We start from the raw sequence: 21,795 nt of genomic DNA, 5'->3' as shown, positions 1-21,795 counted from the left end.
TTCAAAGAACGACTATGATTTTTTAGTGGACACTAATGTTGGGATTTAAAAACAAAGTAGATGAAAAAGAATCTTCTTACAGTTTCTCTTTGGGGAATTTATCTTTTATTCCTGTCATGCCGCCCTGCCAGTAATAGGCAGGCGGTTTATAATTTTGCACCACTCGATTCCATTATTACCGGTTGGATAGACAAAGAGTATTATCCCGGTGCAGCCATTTGCGTAGTTAGAGATGACAGCATTATCTTTTGGAAAAACTATAAAGAATTCACTCCCGATACCAAAGTCTATGTAGCCTCTGCCGGAAAATGGGTGGCAGCTGCAGTCATCGGAGCGGTAGTAGACCGTACCGATTTGGATTGGAATGATAATGTAAAGAAATGGATTCCTGAATTTAAAAACGACGTAAAAGGAATGATTACTTTACGTCAGTTGCTTTCGCACACATCAGGCGTTCGCCCTTACCTGCCGGAACCACGCGTAGACAATTACAATCAGCTGGATTCGGCAGTCATGGAGATTCTTCCACTTGACACGGTTTTCACTCCCGGCACTCGTTTTGAATATGGCGGACTTGCCATGCAGATAGCCGGCCGGATGGCAGAAAAAGCGATGAATAAAGAATTTGAGGAATTATTCCAGAAATTAATTGCCCGACCTTTAGGAATGAAAAGCTCTCACTTCACGCCCGTGAATACGGATGGCGGACACGCTCCCATGCTGGGTGGAGGTCTCTGTACCACTTTGCACGACTACATGCGTTTTCTTGATATGATCTACCACAATGGCGTATTTGAAGAAAAGCAAATACTGAAACCCGAAACCATACATGAAATGCAGGCAGACCAGGTGGGAAATGCGGAAGTTCACCCGGGTGAATACGTAGAACGTGCACTGAAAAAATATCATACCGGTATATACGGTTTGGGAGAATGGAGGGAACTCATTGATGAAGCAACAGGAGAAGCCTATCAGATCAGTTCACCGGGTTGGGCCGGCGCCTATCCATGGATCAATAAACAGGGCCGGGTATATGGATTCTTCATAGCCCATGTACAGGGAAGTTCACAAAAGGAAGATGGTTTCTCGTCATTTTATGGAAGTCCCGTCATTTCACAAACTGTCTCGAACATTATTTCCCTAAAAAGATAGAATACATTGAGTATCCCCATATCTTAAATCGTATTTATATAAAAACAATAAATACGAGGATATGAAGACTATCGGCTCAACAATTATTATGTTAGCTCTCGCTTCTTCCCTTTTTGCGGACAATGGCAAGGAACTGAAGCTGGCATCTCCTGACGGAACACATGAAATAGTATTTTACCAAAAGCAGGTTTCACCTGCGGTAAACGAACTTTGTTATCGGGTAGATTACAAATCACAACCCGTAGTCAATGAGTCGCGTGCCGGGTTGGAACTGGACAACCGGATATGGGAAATGGCTTTGGGAGTTCGAAATCTGAAACAGCCTGCCTGCTGGATGGACAATCTGGAAGTGGACTCCGTGACTTACCAGCCCGAAACAAACCTCACCTGGCAGCCGCTTTACGGTGAGCGTAGCAGTGTACGCGATCATTACCGGGCCGGCACCCTTTGTCTCTCCAAGAAAGACAACTCCGGTTATCGGCTCAATATAGAGGTACGTGCCTATAATGAAGGAGTGGCTTTCCGCTATTTCTTCCCGGAACATCCGAAGGCTATCTTTCATAAAGTAGTAGGTGATCTCACAGAATACGCCTTACCGGCAGGCACAAAAGCATGGACTGAACAATGGGCACAGGCTTTCTTCGAACGCCTGAATATCGATGATATCAAACATCCGGTGGAACGTGCCCTTACGTTTGAACTCCCGAATGGCAAATGGGCCGCACTGGCAGATGCGGATGTAGACGACTGGTGCCTGACCAAATACCTCGTCTCCACCGATAAGAAGAACACGTTGACTTCTGTAATGTATAGCCCCGTAGATGTGGTGACCTATTATGCCACTCCTTGGAAGATAGTCATGGCAGCCGACAAACCGGGTGAATTGCTGGAACACAATGATATCATCCAGAATCTGAATCCGCCGTGCGAAATTGCCGATGCTGCCGCATGGGTGAAACCGGGCAAGATTATGCGCGAAACGACTATCACCACCGAAGGGGCTATTGCTACCATCGACTTCTGTGCAGCACATCATATTCCGTATATGCTTTTCGACTGGCAATGGTATATGCCCTGTACTTCACATGACGGGGATGCTACAAAAGTGGTTGACAAACTGGATATGCCCCGCGTAGTAGCATACGGTAAGGAGAAAGGAGTTGGCATCTGGGTGTACGTCAACCAGCATGCACTCATGAAACAAATGCTTGAACTCTTCCCATTGCTACGCCAATGGGGAATTGTCGGAGTGAAATCCGGTTTCGTACAATACGCCAGCCATCGCTGGGCTACCTGGTTGCACGACATGGTCCGCTTGGCAGCAGAGAACCATCTGCTGATGAATATCCATGATGAGTATCGCCCTTCAGGCTTCAGTCGTACTTATCCGAATTTATTGACTCAGGAAGGTATTTGCGGAAACGAAGAGTTTCCCGATGCAACTCATAATGTCACGATTCCCTTCACTCGCATGATAAACGGTGCAGCCGACTATACGATCTGTTATTTCGACAAACGGCTGAAAACGACTCATGCCCACCAACTGGCAGCATCGCTCGTGTTCTACAGTCCGCTGCAAACTATCTTCTGGTATGACAAACCGTCGTTCTATCACGGAGAACCGGAAATGGAATGGTTTGAGAACTTGCAAACTGTATTCGACGATACGAAAGTATTGGATGGCGCTCCCGGCAAAAACATAACGATGGCCCGTCGTAAAGGGCAGGAATGGTTCTTGGGGGCGATGACCAATAATGAAGGTTCCGAAGAAGAAATTCCTTTGGATTTCTTGGATAAGAATAAAGTCTATCTTGCTTCTGTCTATACCGATGGCGGCGAAAAGGTGAAGACACGCACGCAGGTGGAATGCAGTTATTTATTGGTGGATGCTTCCATGACGATGAAGTTTGACCTGAAGCCCAGTGGCGGTGCTGCGGTTCGTTTTGTACCGGTGGAGGCGAAAGAGGCGAAGGGATTTAAAAAATATAAAGGAAAAATATTATAAAGGTTTGGGTGTAATTCTCCCTTTGAACGTATAGATGATAGATTATTCAAAGAAGGTGTTGTTATGGTAAAGATGTTTTTTATACTGTTTGGAGTACTTGCATTTTGTCAGGCTGTATGTGGACAGTCCGTTTCCAAAGTTTGGGTTGCCGACCGGAAGGATGGGACGTATATGAATCCTGTTCTGCATGCCGACTATTCCGATCCGGATGTGTGTGCGGTGGGAGATGATTTTTATATGACCGCTTCCAGCTTTAATTGTACTCCGGGGTTGCCCATTCTCCATTCCAAGGATTTGGTGAATTGGAAACTGGTAAACTACGCGTTGAAAACTATCGAACCGGAAGAATTCTATAACAAGCCTCAGCATGGAAAGGGCGTGTGGGCTCCTTCCATACGTTACCATAACGGTGAGTTCTATATTTATTGGGGAGATCCGGATTTCGGCATTTTTATGGTGAAGGCTAAAGACCCGCAAGGTGAATGGGATAAACCGGTATTGGTAAAGGCCGGAAAAGGCATGATAGACCCTACGCCTTTGTGGGATGAAGACGGGAAGGTCTATCTGGTTCATGCGTGGGCCGGAAGCCGTGCAGCTTTCAACAGTGTCGTCACGGTATGCGAAATGAATCCGGAAGGAACCAAAGTCATCAGCGAACCGGTGTTGGTATTTGATGGCAATGACGGGGTGAACCATACGGTGGAAGGCCCCAAATTCTACAAACGCAATGGGTATTATTATATATTGGCCCCTGCCGGTGGGGTGGTTACCGGTTGGCAACTGGCACTCCGTTCAAAGAATGTTTATGGCCCTTACGAAGTGAAGAGGGTGATGGCGCAAGGAAGTACGGACATCAACGGCCCGCATCAGGGCGCTTGGGTAGAGACGAATTCCGGTGAATCCTGGTTTGTACATTTTCAGGATAAAGCAATGTATGGGCGGGTCATTCATCTTAATCCGGTGAAGTGGACGGAGGGTTGGCCTGTCATTGGTGAAGATAAGGACGGTGACGGTTGCGGAGAACCGGTAAGACGGTATCGGAAACCGAATGTCGGGAAGACATATCCGGTAGAGACTCCGGCAGAGAGTGATGAGTTCAATTCCCGCCGGTTGGGGCTGCAATGGGAATGGCATGCCAATTATCAGGATGCTTTTGGTTTTACTTCCGATTTGGGGTATATGCGTATCTATGGGCATGTGCTGTCCGAGGACTTCGTGAATTTCTGGGAAGTGCCGAATCTGTTGTTGCAAAAGTTTCCGGCAGAAGAGTTTGCTGCCACGACCAAGTTGAAGGTGGTGGCTAAAGCTGACGGACAGCAATCCGGATTGATTGTGATGGGATGGGACTATTGTTACATTGGAGTGGAGAAGCAAGGCGACAGATTCGTACTAAAGCAGGTGGTCTGCAAAGATGCCGAGCAACAAAATAAAGAAACTTCTACCCGTTTGATGGAATTGCCGGTAAGCCGGAAGCTTGAAGCCGGACTGTTCCCCAATTATGAACGGGACATCTATTTGCGGGTAAAGGTAGGTAAGAATGGGGTCTGCCATTTCCATTATAGTTTGGATGGAAAGAAATATCAACCGGCCGGTGAACCGTTTACTGCACGTCAAGGCAAGTGGATTGGCGCTAAAGTCGGTTTGTTCAGTACGGCTCCGTTCGGTAAAGATAGAGGTTGGGTTGATGCTGACTGGTTTCGCATAGAAAAATAAAAAGATAAGATAAATGAAAACAAAAACACTATTGGCAGGCTTGGGACTATGTTTGCTTGCTGCTTGTTCAATTTCAAAAGAGGAGTTGATTGTTGATAAGGAACTGGATTATTGTAATCGTCAGGTGCATCGTACTTTGGACATCATGCGTGGAAAGGGAGGTAAGATTGACTATACGATGATGCCTCGTAATATCTTGGATGGCCAGTACGACTGGAATTATCGCAAGGCTACGAAAGATGAATGGTGCAGCGGCTTCTGGCCGGGTATTTTGTGGTATGATTACGAGTACACCGGTGATGAAAAGATTAAAGAGGAAGCGGAGAAATTCACAGCTTCTCTGAAATTCCTTTCCGAAATCCCGGCTTTCGACCATGATTTGGGCTTTTTGGTCTTTTGCAGTTATGGAAACGGGTACCGGTTGACCCATAATCCCGAATACAAGCAGGTGATTCTGAATACGGCAGATTCATTGGCTACCTTGTTCAATCCCCGTGTAGGCACTATCCTTTCGTGGCCGCGCAATGTGGAGATGTTCGGTGGGCATAATACGATTATGGATAACCTGATTAATCTGGAGATGCTGTTCTGGGCAGCCAAGAATGGTGGTAATCCATATTTGGCAGATATAGCCGTCTCTCATGCCGATAAGACCATGAAGTACCAGTTCCGTCCGGATTATACTTCCTGCCATGTAGCAGTTTACGATACGTTGACGGGAGATTTTATCCGGGGATGTACCCATCAGGGGTATGCGGACAATTCAATGTGGGCCCGTGGGCAGGCTTGGGGAATTTATGGATATACTACGGTCTATCGTGAAACAAAAGATGTCCGTTATCTGGATTTTGTGCAAAAGGTGACGGATGTATATCTCAAGAATTTGCCGGAAGATTATGTGCCGTACTGGGATTTTAATGACCCTGCCATTCCGGATGCTCCACGTGATGCATCGGCTGCCGCAGTAGTAGCTTCCGCATTATTGGAGCTTTCTACTTATCTGCCTGGTGAAAAGGGGAGGGAGTACAAGGGTGCTGCCATAAAGATGTTGAAAAGTCTTAGTTCGGATAAATATCAGAGTAGAGAGAGCAAACCTTCTTTCTTGTTGCACTCTACCGGGCACTGGCCTGCCAAGTCGGAGATTGATGCCTCTATCATCTATGCTGATTACTACTATATGGAGGCATTGTTGAGGCTGAAAAAGCTGGATGAAAAGGAAAACGGATAAAGTTTGTTTCGAGTGTTGGGATAGGAGCAATACCCTGATTTTCGGGACTTATCTATCTGTTTTCCGATGAGCCTGGCTTTATCTTCTTAACCTGATGAGGTTACTGACTTTCCGTTGTATTGCCAGTACGTTCAGCAGTGATACTGCCAGAAACAGCAGACCGCCGGTCAATATGCATGGAAGCAGTGAACCGCTCTCCAGTTGCGGGAAGAGGTTTTGGACTACTTCTATATAGTAACTGCGTACCCATGCCACGCAGCCGATGGCGAGGAGCAGTACCAGTACATTCAGCCCTACTGTCAGTATATAATAAGGCGTGGCTACCCGCGTCGGGCTATATCCTATCAGCAGCAGGTTTTCCAGTTTTACCGTATTCTTTTGGAGAAGCAGGAAGATGCTCAGCATCAGGATGTAGAATGACAGAATGCTGATGAACAATCCTACGCCCACGACGATAGCTGTAATGAGACGCAGGAAATAAGTTGTCTTTCCGGCATCCAGATTGTTGCCTTCGGTTTCGTAATTCTTTTGCTGGAAATAGTCGGTGATGGCTGTGTCGGTAGGATTCTTCACTTCCACAATAAGTCGGGACGGTTCAGCTTCTTTCTCCGGTGCAAAATTCTTGTTGGCCCAGTCCATGAAGGATTGGGGAACGAGAATGGTATTCAGCCGGTTGGAGAATCCTACAATGTTGCCTTTATATTGTTCCACACGTCCGTTGCCCCGCATCATGATATCCATCTGTACCAGACTCATCAAACCTTCGGAGAGTTTCGGCAGACTCCGGCTTTGTGCAAAGCCAAAGTTATAGAGGTTCAGATAATTGCGCGGAACGATGATGGGAATTATCCGGGTATCTTCATCAAAATGCCATTTGTCCAGACTGACATCCACATATTCGTCGGGTACAGACTCGAAAAACATCTCTGTCGACAAGCGGATACCGGCTTCCTGCATACCGAGTCCGGCAGAGACTTTGAACAAGGAAGGAGTGAACGCGCCTACCCCTTTGGTGAAAGGTTGGGCTTTCAGGTCTTTTATCTCATCTTTGGAGAAGGTATTGCTTTTCCCGGCAAAGCTGCCCAAAGTACTGATTTTCTTGGTAGCAATGATATAATCCTTCTTCATGAAACTGTCCCCTTCCGTAAAAACGGGAAGGACATCACGATAGAATTGTACGCTCAGCAATACAATCATCATGCCGAAGAGATTGGCGAGGAAAAAGCCTGCCAACTGTCCGACACTGATGTGCTGGCGGAGAAGTTTCCAAACAAGTCGGTTCATATTAGCCACATTTATAATTGATAAATTTCATCATAATCCAATTCCAGATGTTTGCCGATGGAAGTCACTATGATTCCCGCTCCTTGGCGGCTGGCTTCTTCTGTCAGCAGCCTGCCCATGATTGTTCCGTTCTCGTTATCCAGATGGCTGATGGGTTCATCCAGGAAGATGAAGTCGAAAGGCTGGCAGAGGCTGCGGATAAAGGCGACTCTTTGTTGCTGGCCGAAAGATAGCTTCCCGGCTTTTTCGTTTACCTTGTCGGCAATGCCGATTGCCTCGAATAGGGTAAGGACTTCTTTCCTTTTTTTGAAGTTGGTAAGCCGGTTCTTCAGTTGTATGTTTTCGATGGCGGTAAGTTCGGGAAAGATACGCAACTCCTGAAAAAGAATGCTGAGGGAGTGTTTGCGTATATCTGTCCAGTCATTGACGGAGAGTGAACGGATATTGCGCTCATCAAAGTTGATGATTCCCTGATAATCGTTGCGGTAGCCGTAAACATAGCTGCAAAGCGATGATTTTCCGGTGCCCGAAGCGGCTTCTATGAGATAACGTTTTCCTTTGTGGAACGTAATGTCCCGATGCCATACGTCTGAGGTAATGGCATCACGGTCGGCAAACACTTGAGGTAGTGTTTGCCGTAGGTGAATCCTATTCATGAGTGGTATTAATCCTTAATCTCTAATCCTTAATCCTTAATCCTTAAATTACATTCCTGCAAACTGCTTGATAAAGTCCACAATCTGTTTCAGTGCATTAACATTCTTGTTCTTCAGCTGCAGGGTAACGGTTGCCTTGTCCTCGTTGCCGACAGCTTCCAGATACGAGATATTACCGAGCAGCGAGTAATAGGTGCTATACTCTTGTCCGCCGAACCCAACAAGCAATTTTATAACGGGCAGGTCAAGTACGGCTTCCGCATTGATGACAAAGGCTGTGCGCTTGCCTTTCAGACTGGAAGCGAAGTCCGTCTCTTTGGCAGACGGGTCAGCGGTCTTGCATGCATTCTTATACAACAGTTCGTCATTGGTGGCGTACATCTGTTTGTCTCGTATGCCGAAGAATATGTTGATAGCGCGTGATTTATAGACATATTCATTCTCATTCAATTTCACGATGTCTTCGCCGCGTTTCAGTCCCAGTTCGGACTTTTTCTCATAAAGGGCTTTCAAGGGAGCATCGTTCTTTACGCTGGCATAGGCCAGGAAAGAAGGATTGCTGTTCATGGTTACATTGATAAGGCCTATGGTCAGGTCGTTGTGGAAAGCACTGAACAAGTCTTTTACTTCAGCGGCTTTGGTAATGGAGAAATCGTTGCGGAACTGCTCATTCTCTTGCAGCACATTGTAGAACTCTTCTCCATTGATACCTATGCTGAATAGCGCCAGGGTAGATTTTGGGAAATACTTCAAGAACGTGTTTTCGATGGGACAAGTACTTTTGATTTGCTTTTCGAAAAGTGCTTTCAATTCTGTGTTCTCGGTATAGCTCTCTACTTTCAGTTCTATTTTCCCTTTTTCGAAGGAGAGACTTCCCAGCATCTTCAAGTCTTTCAGGTCGATATTGTGGGATATTCCGTAATTCAGCGGATTGGCGTATGCACTCAGCAGGCTGGAAGGAGAGATGAGCATATTGATGTCTCCATCCTGCTTTTGCATTTTCTTGAAAGCGGTGTTACTGTTGATGCTGTTTTCTCCGGTCTGTTTCAGCAAGGCGGGAATTCCTTCTTTGACTTTTTCCAGTTGCGATGTGCCGGTGTAGTTCACCACCATAAGCGTGGTAGGAGTGAAAGCGAGCAATGCCCGCTTGTTGATTTGTGCAAAACTGTAACCGTCCGCTTCTGCCACATGGCTGATTATCTGTTCTTTCTCCGTAACTTCCAGAAGCTTCAGCAAATCATCCTCACTTTGAACCTTGGCTACCATGGTGGTGTAGGGGAACGAGGGAGCGTTGAAGACATAAATCGGTGCATTGACGTCCACTCCCGATTTGGCAGGGTCTTTCAGTACAGCCTCCAATTGTTGGAAAGTAGCTGCATTCATATCGCTTTTCAAGGCATCTGTCAGCTTTTGCAGTGCTTCTTTAGTCTCTTTATCTTTGGTACCGGCCTTGTCTGCCAATGATTTTAAATTGACAGCGATGACTTGCGAGGCATCGGAAGGAATAACGTTGGTGTATTCTGGCTTTTTGGACGAACAAGCGCTTATCAGCACGATGAGCATTGCCAGTACTGAGAAGTGGAAGAATAGGTTCTTTTTCATATAGTTTTTGTTTTAGTGAGTATCATTGATTCTGTAAATTGAGGATGTGGCAGGCAACCAGTGCCGCCGTCTCTGTACGCAACCTTGATTTTCCCAAGCTGATGGGGATAAAACCGTTTTCCGTCGCCTTCCGGACTTCCTCTTCGCTGAAGTCTCCTTCAGGACCGATTAGTACGAGAGCGTCCTCTCCGGGATGTACCATATCCTTCAAAAGCGGTTTTTCGCCTTCATAACAGTGGGCGATGAATTTCTGACCCGGAAAAGGCTGTGTGATGAACTTGTTGAAGTCTGTCATTTCATTCAGTTGGGGCAGGCGTGCCTTGAGCGACTGCTTGATGGCAGAAACCAGAATTTTGGAGATGCGCTCCGTCTTGATGACTTTCCGTTCCGAGAAACGGCAGTTCAGGAATGTCAGTTCATCAAACCCTATTTCCGTCGCTTTCTCGGCAAACCACTCTGTACGGTCCATGTTCTTGGTAGGTGCCATGGCAATGTGCAGATGACCTTTCCACAAGGGGGCTTGCGGAAGGGTTTCCAGAATATTCACCAGGCAGCGTTTGTTGGTAGCCGTACTGATTTCGGCGCGATAGAAGCAGCCCTTTCCGTCTGTCAGCATAACCTCGTCGCCTGCTTGCAGGCGTAAGACCCGTACGGCATGTGCTGCTTCCTCTTCGGGCAGTTCTGCGTGGGTCTGTATGTCGGGAGTATAGAATACGTGCATGTTACAAATTGTTTTTGAGTTGGTTGATTTGGTCTCTTATCTGTGCGGCTCGTTCGTAATCCTCTTCTTCGATTGCTTTTTGCAGGGCCGTTTTCAGTATGCCTATCGTGTCTTCCTGCAGCAGTTCGTCTTTGTCCGGTTCGCTGCCTCCCATCGGGTCGGTGGAACCTTCGGCGGTTTTCAGACATTCTGCTTCGAGGATGTCTTCGTAGACAAAGATGGGGGCATTCATGCGCAATGCCAGGGCAACGGCGTCGCTGGTACGCGCATCAATCCGGAGAATGGTTTCTTCGGCTTTCATATAAAGGTAAGAGTAAAATACCCCGTTGTCTACTTTATAGATAAGAATACGCATCAGTTTTACACCCAGCACCTCAAGAACGGAAGCAAATAGGTTATGGGTCAGCGGACGGGGCGGTACAATACCTTTCATCTCGATGACCATAGCTTGTGCTTCGGTGGCACCTATAATAATCGGAAGCTGGCGTTTGCCACCCACTTCACCCAGTACCAGGGCATAGGCACCCGCTTGCGCCTGGCTGTTGGAAATGTTTAGTACTTGTAGTTCTATCTTTTTCTTATTCATACCTATTAAATCAACCTGACTCTCAATCAGTTTTTCTCTATTTTTTCCGGATTATGTTTATAGCGGAACACCATTCCAAATAGCAGACCAATGACTAAAGCATATCCTGCAAAGATAAGCCATACCGGTGTCCAGTCGCGGCTTACCAGTCCTCCGCCTTCGGCATATACCGAGAAGGCATCCACCACGGCTCCGCTGGCATAACCTCCGATGATGGCTCCCACACCGTTCGTCATCATGAAGAACAAGCCTTGTGCGCTGGCACGGATACTGGGATGTGCCTCCATTTCTGTAAACAGCGAGCCCGATACATTGAAAAAGTCAAATGCCATGCCGTAGACAATCATCGAGAGAATGAGCATCCAGAGTCCGCTTCCCGGGTCTCCGAGGGCAAAGAGCCCGAAACGGAATACCCATGCAAACATACTTATTAACATAACACGCTTGATTCCGAAATGTTTCAGGAAGAAGGGGATGGCAAGGATAAACAGCGTCTCACTCATTTGCGAGATGGAGAGCAGGATGACGGAGTGTTTTACACCGAACGAATCTGCATATTCGGGTATGGAAGCAAACGAACCCAGGAAAAGGTCGCCGTATGTGTTTGTTATTTGAAGGGCGGCTCCCAGCAGCATGGAGAACAAGAAGAAGATAGCCATCTTCTTGCGCTTGAACAGCACCAGTGCGTCCAGTCCGAAAGCGGAGAGCATCGTTTTTCCTTCGCTGCGCATGGGGGGGCAGGCTGGCAAAGTGAAAGCATAAAGTCCCAGCATGGCTGCCGATATGGCTGCCACATAGAGCTGTGCCGAACTTGCCTTGAACCCGGTGAGGTCCACAGCCCACATGGCACAGATAAAGCCTACCGTTCCCCATACACGGATGGGAGGGAAGTCTTTTATCAAATCCATCTTATATTTTTCCAATGCATTGTAGGATACGGTGTTGGCCAGAGATAGTGTAGGCATGTAAACAAGCATGTTGAGCAGCATGGCCCAGTACATGTGGTTGTATGTGGTGGCAGTTGAAGCATAAATCAGAGCACCGGCACCGATGAGGTGGAGTATGCCATAAAGGCGTTCGGCGTTTATCCATTTGTCGGCGATGATACCGGTCAGTCCGGGCATTATCAGTGAGGCTATACCCATGGTTGCAAAGATTGCTCCGATTTGTCCGCCTTCAAAATGTAACGTACCGCCCATGTAACCACCTAATGAAATCAGCCATGCTCCCCAAACGAAGAATTGCAGGAATTGCATGGCAGTGAGTCGGAATTTGATGCTCATAATATTAGCTTTTTATGTTTTGAATTATGTAATAGATGCAAATGTACAATGAGACTAGGAGAAAAACAAGTTCTGTACGGCTTTTTCTTCAACGAAAGAGATTAATGAGGGATGGGTTTTGGGAAGGAATGTATTATAAAAAAAGAAGGGTATCTATCCCAGACACCCAATCTTTATTAACCTTAAATCTAATACCATGAAAAACACAGTGCAAATATACACGGTTTATGTTATATAACATGCTGTTTTGGCGTATTTCTGCTTTTTATTAACTCTATTTAAGAAAAACAGGCTAACAAAGCCTGCTTTTTCCTTTATTCTACATATAGAACCAGTCCTTTCAGGTATTCCCCTTCCGGATGATAGATGCTGACCGGGTGGTCGGCAGGTTGCGTCAGTTGGTGCAGGATGCGTACGCTGCGGCCGGACATGGCAGCGGCTGTGAACACGGCGGTGCGGAAGTTTTCTTTGCTGACGGCTTGCGAGCACGAGAAAGTGAAAAGAATACCTCCGGGCTTGATTTTTTCGAAAGCCTTGACATTGAGTTTGCGGTAGCCTTGCAGGGCATTGCGCAGAGCATCGCGGTGCTTGGCAAAAGCAGGAGGGTCAAGAACTATCAGGTCGTATTGGTCGCCCATGCGGTCAAGGTATTTGAAGGCATCTTCTGCATAGGCGGCATGGCGGGTGTCACCCGGGAAGTTCAGTTCGATGTTCTTGTTGGTCAAGTCGATGGCTTTGGCGGAGCTGTCCACGGAATGCACCAGTTTGGCGTCTCCACGCATGGCATATACGGAGAAGCCGCCGGTATAGCAGAACATATTCAGTACGCTGCGGCCTTTGGCATAGCGTTCCAGTAGCGAACGGTTCTCGCGTTGGTCTACGAAGAAACCGGTTTTTTGGCCTTTCAGCCAGTCGATGTGGAACTTCAGGCCGTACTCCATGGCTACATTGTCCGTGCTGCCGCCTTTCAAGAAACCATTCTCCGGATAGAGGTCGGCCTTGAAGGGAAGGGTCGTCTCCGATTTGTAATAGATATTGTCAATCTGGCTGCCCATCACTTCGGTAAGGGCATCGGCAATGGCCATGCGGTCGAGGTGCATACCGGCAGAATGTGCCTGCATCACTGCGGTACGGGCATAAATGTCGATAACCAGCCCCGGCAGGTTGTCTCCCTCTCCATGTACCAGGCGATAGGTATTGTTAGTCGGGTTTCCGGCTATGCCGATACTGCGGCGCATGTCGTATGCTATGCTGAGTTTGCGTTTCCAGAAGTCCGCATTGATTTCTTCTTCTTGACGGAAGGTCAGTACGCGTACGGCGATACTGCCAATCTGAAAATGCCCTTTGGCTATGAATTCCTTTTTGGACGTGTAGATTTCAACAACTTCCCCTTCTTCGGGCTCTCCGTCGAAATGTGCGATGGCGCCGGAAAACACCCACGGGTGAAAACGCTTTAATGACTCCTCTTTATTGGGTTTAAGGTATACTTTGTACATATATATAATGTGATTAATGTGGTAATGTGATAATGTGCATTACATTACCACATTATTATTGGCTTCTATCTCAAAATCTCCTGTCCGTTTCAGTTCTTGCAGCTTGTTGTAGATGTTGAGGCATGCCCAGGCATCGGTGGCGGCATACAGTTTCTGCGGTTCGGTCAAGGTTTCGGCTTCCCAGTTGGAAAGGCGCTGGCTTTTCGAAATCTTTTCCCCGAAGAGGATGGCATATATCTTTTGCAGGCTTTTATCCTGGATGCCGAAAGCGCGGACGTATTCCTGCAATTCAATGCACGCATGTTGTTCGAAAGGAGCACGCTTGTGCAGCATCATGAAGTCATCCCGCAAGGAAAGGCCTACTTTCGTTACACTTGGGTTTTCCAGCAATGTGATAACCGGCAGAGTCAGTCCCGTCAGGTTGAGGCGGAACAGAAAGCAATGTTCCTCTGAGGAAATCTGCAGCAGGGCCACCTTGTGTATCTGTCCTTTTGTGAACGATGGACGGGTTTCGCTGTCTATGCCCAGCAACGGGCAGGACTTCAGATAGGCGACTGCCTTCTCCGCTTCCCACGGTGTCTGTACGACATGTATCTGTCCCGGAAAGGCGGCTTTGGGCAGGTCTTTCACTGTTTCTTTATCTATTGTTCTTTTGATAACCATAATTTAATATTCAAAGTCTGCGGTTTCCTCCTCTTCATCCTCGCCTTGCGCATACTTCACCTCGTGCAGGGCACGCAGGGTGTTGACAAGCTTTTGTCCCCAATGGAGGCGGAAGTTTTCCTGGCAGATGGCAAGCGAATCGTTCATCGTCTCGTTGAAACCCAGCTGGAATACGAAGATAAAGTCCTTGATGTCCTGGTATATGTCGGCCAAGTCTTCGGAAATGTTCCTGGTGATGGGCTGGTCACTATACTTCATGTCAGATACGAATACGTCCAGGTAGTCGTCTTTCTCGGCCAGGATATTGGCGAGGTTCATGCGGAGTACCTCATAGGTCTCTTCGGTGACGAATGTTTCCGGCGCCTCGTCTCCTATGGTTTCGCACTCGGGCAGCATGGAGGCCTTCAGGTAGAGCAGCGGAAGTATTTTTAAGGAGGTATCGACGAACGCGGAACGTTTCACCCCTTCCGCTTGTTCCAGAAACTTGCAAAACTCGGCGGCTACGGTCACAAACTCTACGGCATTCCGGTCGAATATCACTTGACTTTCTTTTTTCATATCTTCTTGATTTGAAACGCAAAGATAGCGCAAACCGAAAGTAGAAGCAAATTAATTGGCAGGATTATTCTTTTTTCACTACATGATATTCTGTTCCTCTTGTCTTCCGGCGGCTGCTGATGCCCAGTTTGTGGAGTGCACGTCCGAACAGAGCCACTTTATTGATGGACAGCCGGTCTTTGGTCTTGGTTTGCAAGAAGGAGAGAATCTCCATAGGGGTCATCCAGTCTCCTTCCTCTTCATTTTCGGCGGGATGGAAGTGGCAGAGGAAGAACTGTTCCAACGGTGTGGGCTGTTCAAACTCCCGGTTGGTCTGTTTCAAGATGGCTTCGTCGGAATCGTCCAGCCAGTAGCGTTCACCTTTGGCTATGGCATCCATGGCTTGTGCGTAGAGTTGCCGGTAGTTGATGGTGACATTGGTATGGATGGGGCCGGTGACTTCGATGCAGATGAAACGGCGGCTGCCGCTGGGGTCTGTCAGCAGGTCTTTCTGGTTGCTGGTGGCTATAAAGGAGGCGTAGCGTCTTATTTCCTGGATGGCGGTGCCGTAAGGCTTGCGCAGGTTTGCCACGGGTTTCTGCAGCAGATGCTTTAGAAAACCTTGCTGATTGACGCTGATTTGGTCGAATTCGTCGATGTTTATCAGGAAAAAGCGGCCGAGGCTCCGCTCTGCGTCCTGCTTGCTTTTGAAGTCGATACTGTCGGTATATCCGAAGCGCAGTTCGGGTGGCAGCAGGATGCGGCAGAAGGTACTTTTACGATAGCCTTGGGCTCCGACCAGTAGGGGAGACGTGTTGTTTCCATGCTGACGGTCGATGTTTTGCCAGTGCGCCGTCATGCTGAGAAACCAGCGGTAGAAGAGTTCCCGCCAGTACGGATTGTTGCAGGGGACGAGGTCGGCCAATGCGCGGATACGGTCCTTGCCGTCCCAATGTCCGGTGCTGTTCAGATATTCTTCGATGGGGTTGTACAAGGGAATGGCGTCCGAGTTGAGGTAGCGTGCCACATCTCTGTCCCATACGCTGATTCCTTCTTTCAGGGCATTCTGTCCGATACTGCTTCTTACCCGCTGGTCGGCAGGGCGGAAATGGAAGTGTATGGAGTCCCGTTGGCGGAATTCCAATTCTCCCAGCACGGTGTTCCAGCGGAACTCATAGCGTCTGTTCATGAATTCTTCCAGGCGGAAGGCGGTGATTTGGTCGCGGGTCATGCTGCTACGGGTGCCGAAGCCTTTGCATTCGCGGTAGAGGTTGTGCAGGGTCATGCGCACCAGTTGTTCATCCGCTTCGCGGTAGTAGTGCATCATGACTTGACGTACTGCCTCTTCTTCGGGAATGCCGGCTTTGTAGCAATGCCTGGCAAGCAGGTAGAGCAGGGGGCGAAGGTCATCGCCCCGTTTCCAGTTTTCCAGCTCTTCGAAGGTACGGTTCAGGGCGGCTTCGAAGAGGATGGAGAAGGTTTGGGAGGCCGGATAGCCGGGGGCAATGCGCATCAGCGGGTTTGCTTCGGTCTGTTTCCGTTGGCCGAAGGTGGGCTCGTCGGGCACGGACAAAGGCTGTTCCAGACAGAAAGGGACGGCAGACGGATTGTAATAGGGACGGTCATCGAGCGTCATGCGGCAGCTTTGCTCCACGGCAGGTTCTTTCAGTGTGACGGGGTAGGGGAGCAGGGGCTGATAACAGTTTACGGCGAGCCGGTAGGCAGCGGTATGAAACAGCCTGATTTTTTCTTCCTGCCTGGGGCGCGAACCGTCGGGGGTGGCAAACAGTACCCATATTTTTACGCTTCGTCCGCTGCTTCCGCAAAAGGCGGCAAAAGTTTGTGGCAGCAGGGCCGCCTGGCGCTTTACTTGCTCCACTTCCACGGCATTGGCCAGGTGGTTGACTTCAATCTGTACCAGTCCGTTGTAGGTTTTCAGGTATCTTTCCCCCTCTTTGCTGCGGGCATATTCTGCGGCAGGGCAGATGCGTGGCAGTTTGTCTATGCAGGGGTAGTGTCCGTTGCTTCCGGTGATGTGGGGAATGAGGCTGCGCAAGGCGGATATGTGTCCGGCTTTGTTCTCGGTTTTCATCTTCTCCATCAAGGTGTCGCTGGGCCATGTGCTGAATGTCTCTTTGCCGGTTTCACGAGCGGTGCGTATAAGGGTAAGTTTCATGGGGTGCTTGCTGTATTAAAGTCCGCAAAGCTACTGAAAAATGACGGGACAGCCGAGGAAAAGTGGAATTATGATGAAACTTCTCATATTTATTCCGGCTGTACGTCGTAATCCGACTGGTTTTTCACGCCGACAATGTCTTGCTTCCTCACCTCGGTTGTTAATATGTGCTGCAACTGCTGTGAGGTCAGCGTCTCGGTGGGAGAGAACTCAGCCGACTTCATATAGCTTAAAATGGCATTGCGCAGCTGACCTCCTTCCGGAGTGTGGCGAATTGCTTCGAGGTTGCTCATACAAACCAATACCTTACCGTTGTCTACGGCAAATTCGAACAGCAAGCCTAACTTGTGGTTCCGTTCCACATTGTCTACTACTTGGATAAGCGGCTTGTATTCGTGGCGCGTAGCATTCAGAATAAAGGGGCGGGCATGGCGTACGATGCTCCACCATTGCCAGTTGCTATGGCACTCGGTGGGGAACTGCCGGAACAAGGGATGTTTCTCGTCCATCAGCAAGGAGAGGGTGCCCGGCGAAACTTCGCGGCCGGCGTTTTCCGAAATGCTTTTGAACATGGCATAGTTCCAGTAGTCAGGAGTAAAAAGTCCGCCTACACTCTGTTCTTCAATGGCTTTGTGGTCGGGTATAAGCAGTATCTTCCCTCCTTGGCTCAGTCTCTTTCGCGCCTCGTCATCCAAGGACTGACAGATGAAGATGTCCGCTTCGCTTTCCGGTGTCCGGTCGGGGTATACCCATAAGTTATAATAGTTATGATAATTCCCGGTGGTCAGTGTCAGTCGCAATTGGGCAGGCTTGTCTATTTCGGTAAGGGTGCTTTTCAACTCGCCCACCTGCATTGCTTTTCCTTGCTCTACATGGGCGGGGACTTTGCCTTCGCGAACAAAAGTTACGCTGTCACTCAGGCTTTCCAGACGCCAGCATAATGCATCAGACCATGGTTGCTCTTCGTAATTTGTCAGGGCGAGGCCTATGTTCAGCTCTTCTTTGTTGCTGTAACAGTAGGTGTCCATAAGCGCCAGCGGTACCACCGGAGCACAAAAGCCGCGGAATGTTTCGGGAGTGACAATGCCTTTGCTGTCCATGAAAGCATCCAGAATGCCTACCAGTGCCGAGCCTTGTCCGGGAAAGTCTTGAAGGTCGAGCATCTGGAATCCGCCTAAACCGGCAGTGCGCAGGCCGTATTCAATATCAGCCTTGTAGCATTCGACGGCAAACCGGCCGGTGGCCTGATGGAATGCGTCAATCTGGTCCTGTAGTCCATTTTCATTGAGCCGGTCACGGAATATCTCCAAGTTATATGGATGCAATACGCCGGTGTATTTCTCCAACTCCTTGTAGTCGGGATAAATTTGGAACTGTCCGGTTTCGTGACTGATGACCGGTCGGGGAGATTTCGCTATGGCAGCAGTATAATCCGCACGGGTATTGGGACGGGTGTTGTTCAAGATACCTCCCTTTTCGGCATCGACAAAGGCAAATGAACTGCGTACGTGCGTTGTATAGCCTTCGCCTCCTCCTACCCGGCAGGTTGTCAGATAATCTTCACCGTCTATGGCACCTCCCCAACCCAGGAAGTTGTTGGAACCGAACGAATAGAGATGGCGGTTGTCATGTTTTCTGAATCCGTCCAGCCAATTGCGCATCAGGTCAACGTCGCCACCCAACTCGTTGCCCAGTCCCAACATGGTGAATGAGGGGTGATTGCCCATGTAGTCGAGGGTCATATAGGCTTCGTTCAGCAAGAAGTCATTCAAGCGATGGTTGTCCGGTGAAATGCTTCCCCATAAAGGCAACTCGGCTTGGAAATAGATACCCTCGATGTCGGCAGCGGCAAAAGCGGCGCGGGGCGGGGTGTAGGAATGGCAACGGTAGTAGTTGATGCCATAACTCTTGGCTGTTTGAAAAACTTTTCGCCAGGACTTTACATCCATCGGCGCATATCCGGTAAGTGGGAATACGCAAGCGTCGTGTTTGCCGCGCAAGAAGGTCTTGAAGCCGTTTATGGTGAACTGAGTACCTTCGGTGGCAAAGTCGCGCATACCGAAATCTGTTATTATATTGTCTTTACCCTCGTTTGTGGCAAGGGTCACGTTCAGTGCATAAAGTGTGGGGTGGAATTCGCTCCATGTCTGCATCCGGTTGCCCATGTCGAGCACCAGTTCTATCTTATTTTCACCTTTGCTCAAGCCGACTTGTTTTTCCATGTCCGGCAACTGGTGTTCTTGTTGGGTGTTCCACGTCTTGGCAGAAAGGGTCACTATGCCCGATTGCTCTGAATCGCTGTATATGTTTACATGGATGCGGGCCTTTTTCTCCTTTACAGATGGGTAGACTTGTACCTGCTTGAGATAGGTGTGTGGGGTCGCTTCGATGTAGAAGTCGCCCAGAATACCGTTCCAGTTGGTTTGTGTGCCGTCGGTCCAGGCATGCGAGCTTTGGATTTCGGCTGGTACGGAGCTGGGGGAATTGTCAATGCGTATCTTTATATGGTGGCTGCCGGGTGCCAAGGCCGGCAGGCTATAGCAGTGAGGTGCATAGATATGTCCCAACGTGCCGACGCTGTCCCCGTCTATCCAGAGAGTACTGGGCTTTGTACGTTCCATGAAGAGTATCAGGCGTTTCCCTTCCATCTGTACGGGAATTTCAACATCTTTTTCATATTCTACGATGCCGGAGTAGGGATAAGTCCGTGTCAACTGGGAGGTTACATTGGTGGGATGCCTGCCGTCTCCCAACTTGTTTTCATCCGTCGTACCGGGCAATGTGCAGTTCCCTAATGAACTGTTCCAATTTCCTGATAAATCGATTCGTTCTCTTATTGTCTGGAATTCTTTTTTGTCTGTACATGATGCCAGACATGCCAATAAGCATAATACAATGAAATTTCTCATAAACTACCTGTTTTTCATGGCCGGTGATTGATTGACCGGTTGCAAATATAGGGCATTGCTCCCGTCTCTCTGTATACAAAATGTTTCCAATTATGTGACGGGATGTTTTTTTATTGCTATCTTCATGCTTGATATTAGTGTTGTTGAGTGTTCGTCATTATAGATGAGGATTTTTATATCATGTAATTTGTTTCTGTCTTTATGAATAAAGAATTGAAAATCAGTGATAAATCACCTTTTGAGAAAATAAGGAAGTTTGATGGGCAAGGACGGTCATACTGGACTTCGAGGGAATTGTGCGCTGCTTTGGGGTATAGTACGTACCAGAAATTTTCCGTTCCATTGGCAAAGGCCATGAAGTCCGCCGAAGCGGATGGCATAAATGTGGATGACCATTTTAACCTGATGGTTGAAATGGTTGGGGTAGGCTCTGGTGCATGTAGGAGCGTGGAAAACTATCACCTTACGCGGGAGGCTTGCATCTTTATAGCGAGGCAGGTCTATGCTAAAAAGAAAGAAGTGCAGGCAGCCCTTGAATATTTTTCCAGTGTTAGCATTGATTTTGATGGGGCCGAATGTGATGTGAACTGTCAGGAGGCTGTCTCTGAGATGGAGAAAGATAAAATCAGAGAGAGGAACCGGAAGCATTGGGAAGAACTAAATGGCATAGCTTCAGAGTTTTATAAAAAGAAGATGAGGTTGTTGGATGAAGTGGAGGATTTTAAAGCGGATGCTTCTTTTCATGGAAACAAGGCTCCGCATCACATGATGTATAAGCTGGAGACATTGTATAGTAAGGATGGATGCAGAGGGTATGAATTTCTGATAGAATATGATGTGTATGAACCGGTTGTCGGTATTTATTATGGGTGTAAGGGACTGATTCTTGATGAGAATGATAAAGATGGGATGGCCATGTTCAATGAAGAATGGGAAGATATTCGTTATTATGTTACTGCTGTTCTTGAAAATACATTTCCGGGGAAATTTTTCACTCACCGCTTTAAGCCTACAAATAATGCGAACAACCATACTTATTGGCCCTTTTGGATTACTCTTCATGAAGATGAGGATATTGTGGAGGTGGGTGCAAGGGCGGTTCGTCTTATAAGAAGTGTATATGAGGGGTATCTTGAAAATGAAGATGTTGAGGCTCTGAGAAAACGTTCTGACTCCCGGAAAGAGTCTCAAAAAGAGGATAAGATACGTTTCTCTGCTGATGTTAACTTTACAAAAGAGGCATATCAGGAACTGCTTGAAAAGATAGGCCGAATGTCGAAAAAGGGAAAGGGGAAGACAAATAAAAAATTGTTTGAGAAGCTGCTGGAAAAGGCCACTGAAAGTGGATACTTAACAAAAGAAAAACACTATGAGGCAGCGTGGCGGATAGTAGGAAACGGAGATGTGAAAGAGCGAGATTTCCAGAAGAAAACTAATAAACAATTTGTCTATGTGATTATACTTCTTCTGGGGTATATGCAATTTTATTTGAAAACATTAGATACTTCTAAGTGTGGTAAAGAAAATAATAGAATAGTGGCTGTTTCACCTCCTTACACGCATATCAACAAGATTCTGATGACAATGAACGGCAGATCTTTCGGGGCAACACTAAGAAAGGTGTGTACAAAGGGCGATGCTACATCTATAATAATAAATGCATGGAAAATATTGCAAACTCTATTAGACCTGCCAAAGGACGCGTGGAGAATCGTAAATGATACATTGAACTTTCCTGACTGGCAATGGGAAGAATTTAAAAAGAACATGAGGAATGGATAAAG

General features: G+C 47.8%; 16 protein-coding genes. 5 read left to right on the top strand and 11 right to left on the bottom strand.

Annotated elements, in window-relative coordinates:
• The first annotated feature begins 60 nt into the window (after nucleotides 1-60).
• The 4 genes from DW800_RS15520 (at nucleotide 61) to DW800_RS15505 (ending at nucleotide 6,098) form a co-directional block, all read left to right on the top strand.
• Complete coding sequence (locus DW800_RS15520) at nucleotides 61-1,152, top strand: serine hydrolase domain-containing protein (RefSeq protein WP_005832948.1); 1,092 nt, start codon at nucleotides 61-63, stop codon at nucleotides 1,150-1,152.
• Between the two features lie 61 nt (nucleotides 1,153-1,213).
• Nucleotides 1,214-3,157, top strand: coding sequence for a glycoside hydrolase family 97 protein (locus tag DW800_RS15515; protein ID WP_117704031.1), 1,944 nt, complete (start codon nucleotides 1,214-1,216; stop codon nucleotides 3,155-3,157).
• A 63-nt stretch (nucleotides 3,158-3,220) separates the two neighbouring features.
• Nucleotides 3,221-4,870: a glycoside hydrolase 43 family protein gene (locus DW800_RS15510; RefSeq protein ID WP_009038058.1), complete on the top strand. Its 1,650-nt coding sequence runs from the start codon at nucleotides 3,221-3,223 to the stop codon at nucleotides 4,868-4,870.
• Between the two features lie 13 nt (nucleotides 4,871-4,883).
• Nucleotides 4,884-6,098 (top strand): glycoside hydrolase family 88 protein, encoded by a 1,215-nt coding sequence (locus DW800_RS15505; protein WP_117704030.1) that lies wholly within the window; start codon nucleotides 4,884-4,886, stop codon nucleotides 6,096-6,098.
• 78 nt (nucleotides 6,099-6,176) lie between these two features.
• On the opposite strand, the gene DW800_RS15500 is transcribed toward DW800_RS15505, so the two are convergent.
• The 11 genes from DW800_RS15500 to DW800_RS15450 form a co-directional block, all read right to left on the bottom strand.
• On the bottom strand, nucleotides 6,177-7,382 hold the full coding sequence (locus tag DW800_RS15500) for a hypothetical protein (RefSeq protein WP_035449045.1): 1,206 nt from the start codon (nucleotides 7,380-7,382) through the stop codon (nucleotides 6,177-6,179).
• A gap of 11 nt (nucleotides 7,383-7,393) precedes the next feature.
• Nucleotides 7,394-8,038 (bottom strand): ATP-binding cassette domain-containing protein, encoded by a 645-nt coding sequence (locus DW800_RS15495; protein ID WP_057255737.1) that lies wholly within the window; start codon nucleotides 8,036-8,038, stop codon nucleotides 7,394-7,396.
• A gap of 48 nt (nucleotides 8,039-8,086) precedes the next feature.
• Complete coding sequence (locus tag DW800_RS15490; protein ID WP_119958186.1) at nucleotides 8,087-9,640, bottom strand: DUF4836 family protein; 1,554 nt, start codon at nucleotides 9,638-9,640, stop codon at nucleotides 8,087-8,089.
• Between the two features lie 22 nt (nucleotides 9,641-9,662).
• Nucleotides 9,663-10,361, bottom strand: coding sequence for a 16S rRNA (uracil(1498)-N(3))-methyltransferase (locus tag DW800_RS15485; RefSeq protein WP_022400649.1), 699 nt, complete (start codon nucleotides 10,359-10,361; stop codon nucleotides 9,663-9,665).
• Nucleotide 10,362: 1 nt separating this feature from the next.
• Nucleotides 10,363-10,947: a bifunctional nuclease family protein gene (locus DW800_RS15480; RefSeq protein WP_035449041.1), complete on the bottom strand. Its 585-nt coding sequence runs from the start codon at nucleotides 10,945-10,947 to the stop codon at nucleotides 10,363-10,365.
• A 26-nt stretch (nucleotides 10,948-10,973) separates the two neighbouring features.
• Complete coding sequence (locus tag DW800_RS15475; RefSeq protein WP_009038063.1) at nucleotides 10,974-12,230, bottom strand: nucleoside permease; 1,257 nt, start codon at nucleotides 12,228-12,230, stop codon at nucleotides 10,974-10,976.
• A 314-nt stretch (nucleotides 12,231-12,544) separates the two neighbouring features.
• Nucleotides 12,545-13,726: a class I SAM-dependent rRNA methyltransferase gene (locus DW800_RS15470; protein WP_005826914.1), complete on the bottom strand. Its 1,182-nt coding sequence runs from the start codon at nucleotides 13,724-13,726 to the stop codon at nucleotides 12,545-12,547.
• Between the two features lie 39 nt (nucleotides 13,727-13,765).
• Nucleotides 13,766-14,389 (bottom strand): 3'-5' exonuclease, encoded by a 624-nt coding sequence (locus tag DW800_RS15465; protein ID WP_005826911.1) that lies wholly within the window; start codon nucleotides 14,387-14,389, stop codon nucleotides 13,766-13,768.
• A gap of 3 nt (nucleotides 14,390-14,392) precedes the next feature.
• Nucleotides 14,393-14,947: a DUF5063 domain-containing protein gene (locus tag DW800_RS15460; RefSeq protein ID WP_008665189.1), complete on the bottom strand. Its 555-nt coding sequence runs from the start codon at nucleotides 14,945-14,947 to the stop codon at nucleotides 14,393-14,395.
• 64 nt (nucleotides 14,948-15,011) lie between these two features.
• A complete protein-coding gene (locus DW800_RS15455; RefSeq protein ID WP_119958185.1) occupies nucleotides 15,012-17,102 on the bottom strand; it encodes a BT4734/BF3469 family protein in 2,091 nt (696 codons plus the stop codon).
• Between the two features lie 89 nt (nucleotides 17,103-17,191).
• Nucleotides 17,192-20,011, bottom strand: a complete 2,820-nt coding sequence (locus tag DW800_RS15450; protein WP_119958184.1) for a glycoside hydrolase — start codon at nucleotides 20,009-20,011, stop codon at nucleotides 17,192-17,194.
• A gap of 201 nt (nucleotides 20,012-20,212) precedes the next feature.
• On the opposite strand from DW800_RS15450, the gene DW800_RS15445 reads away from it, so the two are divergent.
• Nucleotides 20,213-21,793: a hypothetical protein gene (locus tag DW800_RS15445; RefSeq protein WP_117588455.1), complete on the top strand. Its 1,581-nt coding sequence runs from the start codon at nucleotides 20,213-20,215 to the stop codon at nucleotides 21,791-21,793.
• The last annotated feature ends 2 nt before the right edge of the window (nucleotides 21,794-21,795 follow it).

Source organism: Bacteroides sp. AM32-11AC, from assembly GCF_003603515.1.
Classification (GTDB): Bacteria; Bacteroidota; Bacteroidia; order Bacteroidales; family Bacteroidaceae; genus Bacteroides; species Bacteroides uniformis.
The sequence above is the reverse complement of the archived record's forward strand: the minus strand, read 5'-3'. Positions and strand labels throughout refer to the sequence as shown.